Annotated in this window: 7 protein-coding genes and 1 pseudogene; 7 read left to right on the forward strand and 1 reads right to left on the reverse strand. The window is 64.9% G+C overall.

Annotated elements, in window-relative coordinates; genetic code table 11:
* From WB785_RS23710 to WB785_RS23740, 7 genes are all read left to right on the forward strand, one after another.
* On the forward strand, positions 1-850 hold an 850-nt coding region (locus WB785_RS23710; RefSeq protein ID WP_424082375.1), incomplete at its 5' end, for a biotin/lipoyl-containing protein.
* Positions 847-2,007: an acyl-CoA dehydrogenase family protein gene (locus WB785_RS23715; RefSeq protein WP_424082377.1), complete on the forward strand. Its 1,161-nt coding sequence runs from the start codon at positions 847-849 to the stop codon at positions 2,005-2,007. The genes WB785_RS23710 and WB785_RS23715, both read left to right, overlap by 4 nt.
* A complete protein-coding gene (locus WB785_RS23720; RefSeq protein WP_424082379.1) occupies positions 2,004-2,513 on the forward strand; it encodes a MaoC family dehydratase in 510 nt (169 codons plus the stop codon). The genes WB785_RS23715 and WB785_RS23720 overlap by 4 nt, the downstream gene beginning before the upstream one ends.
* Positions 2,513-3,331 carry an HpcH/HpaI aldolase/citrate lyase family protein gene (locus WB785_RS23725; RefSeq protein ID WP_424082381.1) on the forward strand — a complete coding sequence of 273 codons (819 nt, stop codon included), beginning with the start codon at positions 2,513-2,515 and terminating at the stop codon, positions 3,329-3,331. Before WB785_RS23720 ends, WB785_RS23725 begins: the two co-directional genes overlap by 1 nt.
* Before the next feature lie 67 nt (positions 3,332-3,398).
* On the forward strand, positions 3,399-4,490 hold the full coding sequence (gene pdhA / locus WB785_RS23730; protein WP_424082383.1) for a pyruvate dehydrogenase (acetyl-transferring) E1 component subunit alpha: 1,092 nt from the start codon (positions 3,399-3,401) through the stop codon (positions 4,488-4,490).
* Positions 4,490-5,524 (forward strand): 3-methyl-2-oxobutanoate dehydrogenase subunit beta, encoded by a 1,035-nt coding sequence (bkdB, locus tag WB785_RS23735; protein WP_424082384.1) that lies wholly within the window; start codon positions 4,490-4,492, stop codon positions 5,522-5,524. Before pdhA ends, bkdB begins: the two co-directional genes overlap by 1 nt.
* Complete coding sequence (locus tag WB785_RS23740; protein ID WP_424082386.1) at positions 5,521-6,705, forward strand: dihydrolipoamide acetyltransferase family protein; 1,185 nt, start codon at positions 5,521-5,523, stop codon at positions 6,703-6,705. Before bkdB ends, WB785_RS23740 begins: the two co-directional genes overlap by 4 nt.
* 9 nt (positions 6,706-6,714) lie before the next feature.
* Here the strand turns inward: WB785_RS23740 and WB785_RS23745 are convergent.
* A pseudogene (locus tag WB785_RS23745) lies at positions 6,715-6,876 on the reverse strand (enoyl-CoA hydratase); the annotation flags it as partial.

Raw genomic sequence — 6,876 nt, forward strand, 5'->3', positions numbered from 1 at the left:
GGCGAAGGTGGTAGCGCACGGCGCGGATCGGGCGGCGGCGCTGCGTGCCCTCGACCGGGCTCTGGCAGACACCGCGGTGCTCGGCGTCATCACCAATGTCGAGTTCGCCCGGTTCCTGCTGGCCGATCCCGATGTCAAGGCGGGCCGGCTCGACACCGGACTGTTGGACCGACGGGCCGGTGATTTCGTGGCGGCGGTGCCCACCGACGAACAGTTCGTCGCTGCGGGGGCATTCCATTGGTTGCGCCTGCATCCCGCGCCCGGTGCTGACCTGTGGGAGGTGCCATCCGGGTGGCGGGTCGGGGCCAACGCGCGGGTGAGCATCCGGCTGCGGGCCGGCGAACGCACCGACCACGTCCACATCACCGGTACCCCCGGGTTTGCCGAAGTCCGCATCGAGGACGGGGAAACCCGCTTGCTGCAGGCCGATCTGACCGGCAACCGGTTAACGGTGACACTGGACGGGCTGCGCAGCGACTACACGGTCGCCACCGCCGGCGGCAAGATCTGGCTGGCCGGCGCGGGTGCGACAGCGGTGCTCGAGGAGGTTCGCGAGGCGCCGGTGCGCCCGGACGACGCGCACAGCGGCGACGCCGAGTTGACCAGCCCGATGCCCGGGACGGTTGTCGCGGTGGGCATAGCGGACGGGGCCGACGTGGCCGCGGGCACAATTGTCGTCACTGTAGAGGCGATGAAGATGGAGCATGCACTCGCGGCGCCCGTCGACGGTGTCGTTGAACTTCTCGTCGCCGCGGGCGACCAGGTCAAGGTCGGCCAGCCGCTCGCGCGGATTACCGTGAACACCAAGGCAATACCAGAAGTATCAAAAGTAGAGGATAGCGCGTCATGACCGAATTTCTATCCACCGCGACGCTGCCCGACGAGTATCAGCAATTGGCCAAGACGGTCCGCGACTTCGCCCAGAATGTCGTCGCACCGGTTGCCGCGCAGCACGACGCCGAGCACTCGTTCCCGTACGAGGTGGTTGCGGGGATGGCTGACATGGGCCTGTTCGGCCTTCCCTTCCCCGAAGAGTTCGGCGGAATGGGCGGCGACTACTTCGCCCTGTGCCTGGCCCTGGAGGAACTCGGCAAGGTCGACCAAAGCGTCGCGATCACCTTGGAAGCCGGCGTTTCGCTGGGAGCGATGCCGGTATATCGATTCGGGACCGACGCGCAGAAGCGAGAGTGGCTGCCGCAGTTGGCAAGTGGCCGCGCCTTGGGTGCGTTCGGGCTGACCGAGCCCGGCGGCGGCACCGACGCCGGCGCAACCAAGACCACCGCACATCTCGACGACGGCCACTGGGTGATCAACGGTTCCAAGCAGTTCATCACCAACTCGGGCACCGACATCACCAAGCTGGTGACGGTTACCGCGGTCACCGGCGACCAGGACGGCAAAAAGGAGATTTCATCGATCCTGGTGCCGGTACCCACGCCCGGGTTCATCGTGGAACCGGCCTACAACAAGGTCGGCTGGAACGCCTCGGACACCCATCCGCTCAGCTTCGACGACGTGCGGGTGCCGCAGGAGAACCTGCTCGGCGAACCCGGTCGCGGCTATGCCAACTTCTTGCGCATCCTCGACGAGGGCCGCATTGCCATCGCCGCATTATCCACCGGAAGCGCGCAGGGGTGCGTCGACGAAAGTGTCAAGTACGCAAAGGAACGCGAAGCCTTCGGTCAGCCGATCGGCCGTAATCAGTCCATCGCATTCACCATCGCGCGGATGGAGGCCCGCGCTCACACCGCCCGCACCGCCTACTACGACGCCGCAGCGCTGATGCTGGCCGGAAAGCCGTTCAAGAAGCAGGCGGCGATTGCCAAGTTAGTGGCCAGCGAGGCGGCGATGGACAACGCGCGTGATGCCACCCAAATCCACGGCGGCTACGGGTTTATGAACGAGTTCACCGTCGCCCGCCATTACCGGGATAGCAAGATCCTGGAAATCGGCGAGGGCACCACCGAAGTGCAGTTGATGCTGATCGCGCGAGAGGTTGGGCTGTGAGCGACGCGAGCGGTGAGGGGCCAATCAAGACGGTAATCCAGCGCGGACTGTGGTTCGAAGAATTCGAGACCGGCGTGCGGTACCTGCACCGCCCGGGGCGGACCATCACCGAAGCCGACAATGTGTTGTTCACAACGTTGACTATGAATACCCAAGCGCTGCACTTGGATGCGGCATTCTCTGACGCGCTGCCGCCGTTCAATCAGCGATTGGTGAACTCGATGTTCACCCTGTCGACCCTCGTCGGATTGTCGGTCGCGCAGCTGACCCAAGGCACCATCGTGGGTAACCTGGGCTTCTCCGAAATCGCGTTCCCCAAGCCGCTGTTCCATGGCGACACGCTCTATGCCGAGACGGTGATCACCGACAAGCGGGCATCCAAGAGCCGTCCGGGGGAGGGCATCGTGACGTTTGCACATACCGGTCGAAATCAGCACGACGATGTCGTCGCTACCGCGAGCCGCAAGACCCTGGTGCGGATGCGGCCGGCCGAGGTTAACCACTGATGGGCCTGCAGAATCCGGGCCCGGCGTGGCTTTTCTGTCCGGCTGATCGTCCTGAGCGCTACGAAAAGGCCGCGGCCGCAGCGGACATCGTGATCCTCGACCTTGAGGATGGCTGCGCCGCCACCGACCGGCCCGCCGCGCGGAAAGCGCTCGTCGACGTTCAACTGGACCCGGCCAGCACTGTGGTGCGCGTCAACCAGTTCGGCACTGCCGACCAGCAACTCGACCTCGAGGCGCTCAAGCGCACCGGCTATGACACCGTGATGTTGCCTAAATGCGAAGCGGCAGAACAGGTCAGAGCGTTGGCGCCGCTGCACGTCATTGTCCTGGTCGAATCCCCGATGGGCGCCCTCGCTGTCAACGAGACGGCATCGGTGGACAACACCGTCGCGGTGATGTGGGGCGCCGAGGATTTGTTCGCGGTGCTCGGCGGTACCGCTAACCGCTACCCGGACGGGACATACCGCGAGGTGGCCCGTCACGTTCGCTCGCAATCGCTGTTAGCTGCCAAGGCGCACGGTCGGCTCGCGCTGGACTCGGTCTATCTCGATATCAAAGATCTCGACGGGCTGCGCGCCGAAGTCGACGACGCGGTTGCTGTGGGCTTCGATGTGAAGGTTGCTATCCACCCCAGCCAGCTACCCGTGGTACGGGCCGGTTATGCGCCATCGCCCGACCAGGTGCAATGGGCGCGACACGTTCTTGCCGCAGCCGCCGATGAGCGCGGTGTCTTCGCATTTGAGGGCATAATGGTAGATGCGCCTGTGTTACGGCGAGCCGAGCGAATTGTGCAGTTGGCGGCCGACGTCAGCTCATAAGCGGTTGCGCTTTTCGGGTTTGCTCTGACCCGCCGCACACCTGTGTCGGCCGTTGGTTGGAGGCGGTATGGCTGAAGCTGCTACCACGCCGATGAGTGTCGATCTTGAGCCGGTGCAACTCGTCGCAGCCGATGGGACACCCACGGCAGAAACCCGATATAGCCGCGCGCTGCCGGCGGAGACACTGTGCTGGCTCTACGAGATGATGGTGGTCACCCGCGAGGTGGACGCCGAATTTGTCAATCTGCAGCGACAGGGTGAATTGGCACTGTTCGCATCGTGCTGTGGCCAAGAGGCGGCACAGGTCGGCGCGACCGCTTGCCTCCGCAAAACCGATTGGCTGTTCCCCCAGTACCGGGAATTGGGTGTCTATCTGGTACGCGGTATCCCACCCGGCCATGTCGGTGCCGCCTGGCGTGGAACATGGCATGGCGGGCTGGATTTCACCAAAAAGTGCTGCGCTCCGATATCGGTTCCGATCGGCACCCAGACGTTGCATGCCGTCGGCGCTGCGATGGCTGCCCAGCGGCTCGGCGAGGACTCGATGACTGTGGCGTTTCTCGGCGACGGCGCCACCAGCGAGGGCGACGTGCACGAGGCGCTGAACTTCGCGGCGGTGTTCAAAGCGCCGTGCGTGTTTTACGTGCAGAACAACCAGTGGGCGATCTCGGTGCCGCTGAGCAGCCAGACTGCCGCGCCGTCCATCGCGCACAAGGCGATTGGCTATGGCATGCCCGGCGTCCGGGTGGACGGCAACGATGTGCTTGCGTGTTATGCGGTGATGGCCGAAGCCGCTGCCCGGGCCAGAACCGGCGGCGGCCCGACGCTGATTGAGGCGATTACATACCGGCTTGGCCCGCATACGACTTCGGACGATCCGACGCGATACCGAAGCCAGGAAGAACTGGACCATTGGCAGATGCTGGACCCGATCCCGCGTTACCGCACCTTCTTACAGGGCGAGGGACTGTGGTCGCAGCGGCTGGAAGACCGGATCGCCGCCCGGTCCATGCGGCTGCGGGCCGACCTGCGCGACGCGGTGTTCGCCGCGCCTGACATCGACGTCGACGAGGTCTTCACCACGGTGTACGCCGAAATGACACCCGGACTCGAAGCGCAACGTCAACAGTTGCGCAGTGAAATCCGCCGGGAGGTGTGATGACCCAGATCGCCGAACCCCCGACCAGACCCAGTGCCGACGACGCCTGCACTGCCACGCCGCTGACGATGGTCCAGGCGCTCAACCATGCACTGCATGACGCGATGGCTGTCGATGACCGGGTGCTGGTTTTCGGCGAGGACGTGGCGACGCTTGGCGGCGTTTTCCGGGTCACCGAGGGACTTACCGCGACATTCGGATCGGACCGCTGTTTTGATACTCCGCTGGCTGAGTCCGCGGTGATCGGCATTGCGGTCGGCTTGGCGTTGCGTGGGTTCGTGCCGGTCCCCGAGATCCAGTTCGACGGGTTCTCGTATCCCGCCTTCGATCAGGTGGTCAGCCACCTGGCGAAGTATCGAACTCGCACCCGCGGCGAAATCAACATGGCGGTCACGGTCCGGATACCGTCGTTCGGCGGTATCGGTGCCGTCGAGCATCATTCGGAATCCACCGAGTCGTACTGGGCGCACACCGCGGGTCTGAAGGTGGTGGTCCCGTCCACACCGTCTGACGCCTACTGGCTGTTGCGCCACGCGATCGCGTGTCCGGACCCGGTGATGTTTTTAGAGCCCAAGCGACGCTACTGGGGTCGCGAGGTCGTCGATACCACCCGGCCCGGACTTCCGATCGGGCAGGCGGCGGTGCGCCGCGCCGGCACCGACGTCACCGTGCTGACCTATGGTGGCCTGGTGGGCACGGCACTATCGGCTGCTGAAATAGCTGCCCGGCAACATGATTGGAGCCTTGAGGTCGTCGACCTGCGTTCGCTGGTGCCACTGGATTTCGACACCGTGGCCGCGTCGATTCGCCGAACCGGCCGGTGCGTGGTGCTGCACGAGGGGCCGCGAAGCCTGGGCTACGGCGCAGGTTTGGCGGCTCGTATCCAAGAAGAGATGTTCTACGAGCTCGAAGCACCGGTGTTGCGCGCCTGCGGGTTTGACACTCCATACCCGCCGGCGCGACTGGAGAAGTTATGGCTACCCGGCCCCGATCGGCTGCTGGATTGCGTCGAGCGCGTGCTGGAGCAGCCATGAACCCGCCTTCCGATCGGGATCGGATCAAGGTGTTCGTCGTACCAGACCTAGGCGAGGGCCTCGAAGAGGTGACACTGTCGTGCTGGCGCGTCGCGGTCGGCGACGACGTCGAACTCAACCAGCCGTTGTGCTCGGTGGAGACCGCCAAAGCCGAAGTCGAGATCCCCAGCCCGTACGCGGGCCGGATCGTGGAAATACACGGAGCCGAAGGCGATGTGCTGGCGGTCGGTTCGTCGCTGGTACGTATCGATACAGCGCCGGGCGCGACGCAGGACGCGGCGCCATCCAACGGCGAGTTGTCCACGCGCAGGCCGGTACTCGTCGGATATGGGGCTGACGACGCGCTCGACACCAGCCGGCGACGTCCCAAAGCCAAACCGTCCGTGCGGAAGTTGGCCGCCGAACTGCTGGTGGATCTGGCCCACGTGCCACCGGGCCCGGACGGCGTGATCAGCCGGGAGGCTGTGCTGGCAGCGGCTGGAGTCGGCGGAGAGCGCCCCGGTGTGTCATATGACGTCTTGCCAGTGCGCGGGGTTCATGCTCACATGGCGGAGCGAATAGCGCTGTCCCGCAGTATGATTCCCGATGCGCATGCCAGTGTGCAGGTCGACTGCACAGCCTTTATGCGGCTACGCGATGAAGTCATCTCACCGTTCGTGCTCACCCTGCGGTTTCTGGTAATCGCGTTGACGCACAATAAGATTCTCAACTCCACGTGGGTCGACGGCCCGGCCGGCCCGCAGGTGCATTCCCATCACGCGATCCACCTGGGTTTCGCGGTCGCCGCGCCCCGCGGTCTGCTGGTCCCGGTGATCACTGACGCGCAGGCCAAGACCACGCGCCAACTCGCTGAAAGCGTCACGCGGCTGACTTCCGAAGCCCGGGCAGGCACGCTGAAACCGACCGAGCTTGCCGGCTCGACCTTTACCGTGTCGAACTTCGGGGCGCTCGGGCTTGATGACGGGGTGCCGGTGATCAACCATCCGGAGGCCGCGATCCTGGGCATGGGGTCTCTCAAACCTCGGCCTATCGCCCTGGACGACAAGGTCGTCGTACGTCCCCAGATGACGCTGACCTGTGTCTTCGACCACCGGGTCGCTGACGGCGCCAATGTGGCGCAGTTTCTGGGGGAGCTGCGGAGCCTGATCGAGTCACCGGAAACGGCGCTGCTTGATTTGTAGCGGTCGCGCTTACTTGCCGCGCGCCGCAGCCAGCCGGGCAGCGAACTCCGGTGATTTGATCGAATGAGCCTGCGGCCCGAGTTCAATGTCCTTGGCCAGTTCGTGCTGCTCGGCATCGACCGATCCGGGGCTGGCCGTCGCGCGCATGGTGGCCTTCGTCGCGAGCACGAC

The sequence above is a fragment of the Mycobacterium sp. genome (genome assembly GCF_049585075.1).
Classification (GTDB): domain Bacteria; phylum Actinomycetota; class Actinomycetes; order Mycobacteriales; family Mycobacteriaceae; genus Mycobacterium.

What these genes read in the sequence shown, in the direction of transcription:
- WB785_RS23715 (WP_424082377.1), top strand. Translation starts at nt 847, where the DNA reads ATGACCGAATTTCTATCCACCGCGACGCTGCCCGACGAGTATCAGCAA.
- WB785_RS23725 (WP_424082381.1), top strand. Translation starts at nt 2,513, where the DNA reads ATGGGCCTGCAGAATCCGGGCCCGGCGTGGCTTTTCTGTCCGGCTGAT.
- pdhA (WP_424082383.1), top strand. Translation starts at nt 3,399, where the DNA reads ATGGCTGAAGCTGCTACCACGCCGATGAGTGTCGATCTTGAGCCGGTG.
- bkdB (WP_424082384.1), top strand. Translation starts at nt 4,490, where the DNA reads ATGACCCAGATCGCCGAACCCCCGACCAGACCCAGTGCCGACGACGCC.
- WB785_RS23740 (WP_424082386.1), top strand. Translation starts at nt 5,521, where the DNA reads ATGAACCCGCCTTCCGATCGGGATCGGATCAAGGTGTTCGTCGTACCA.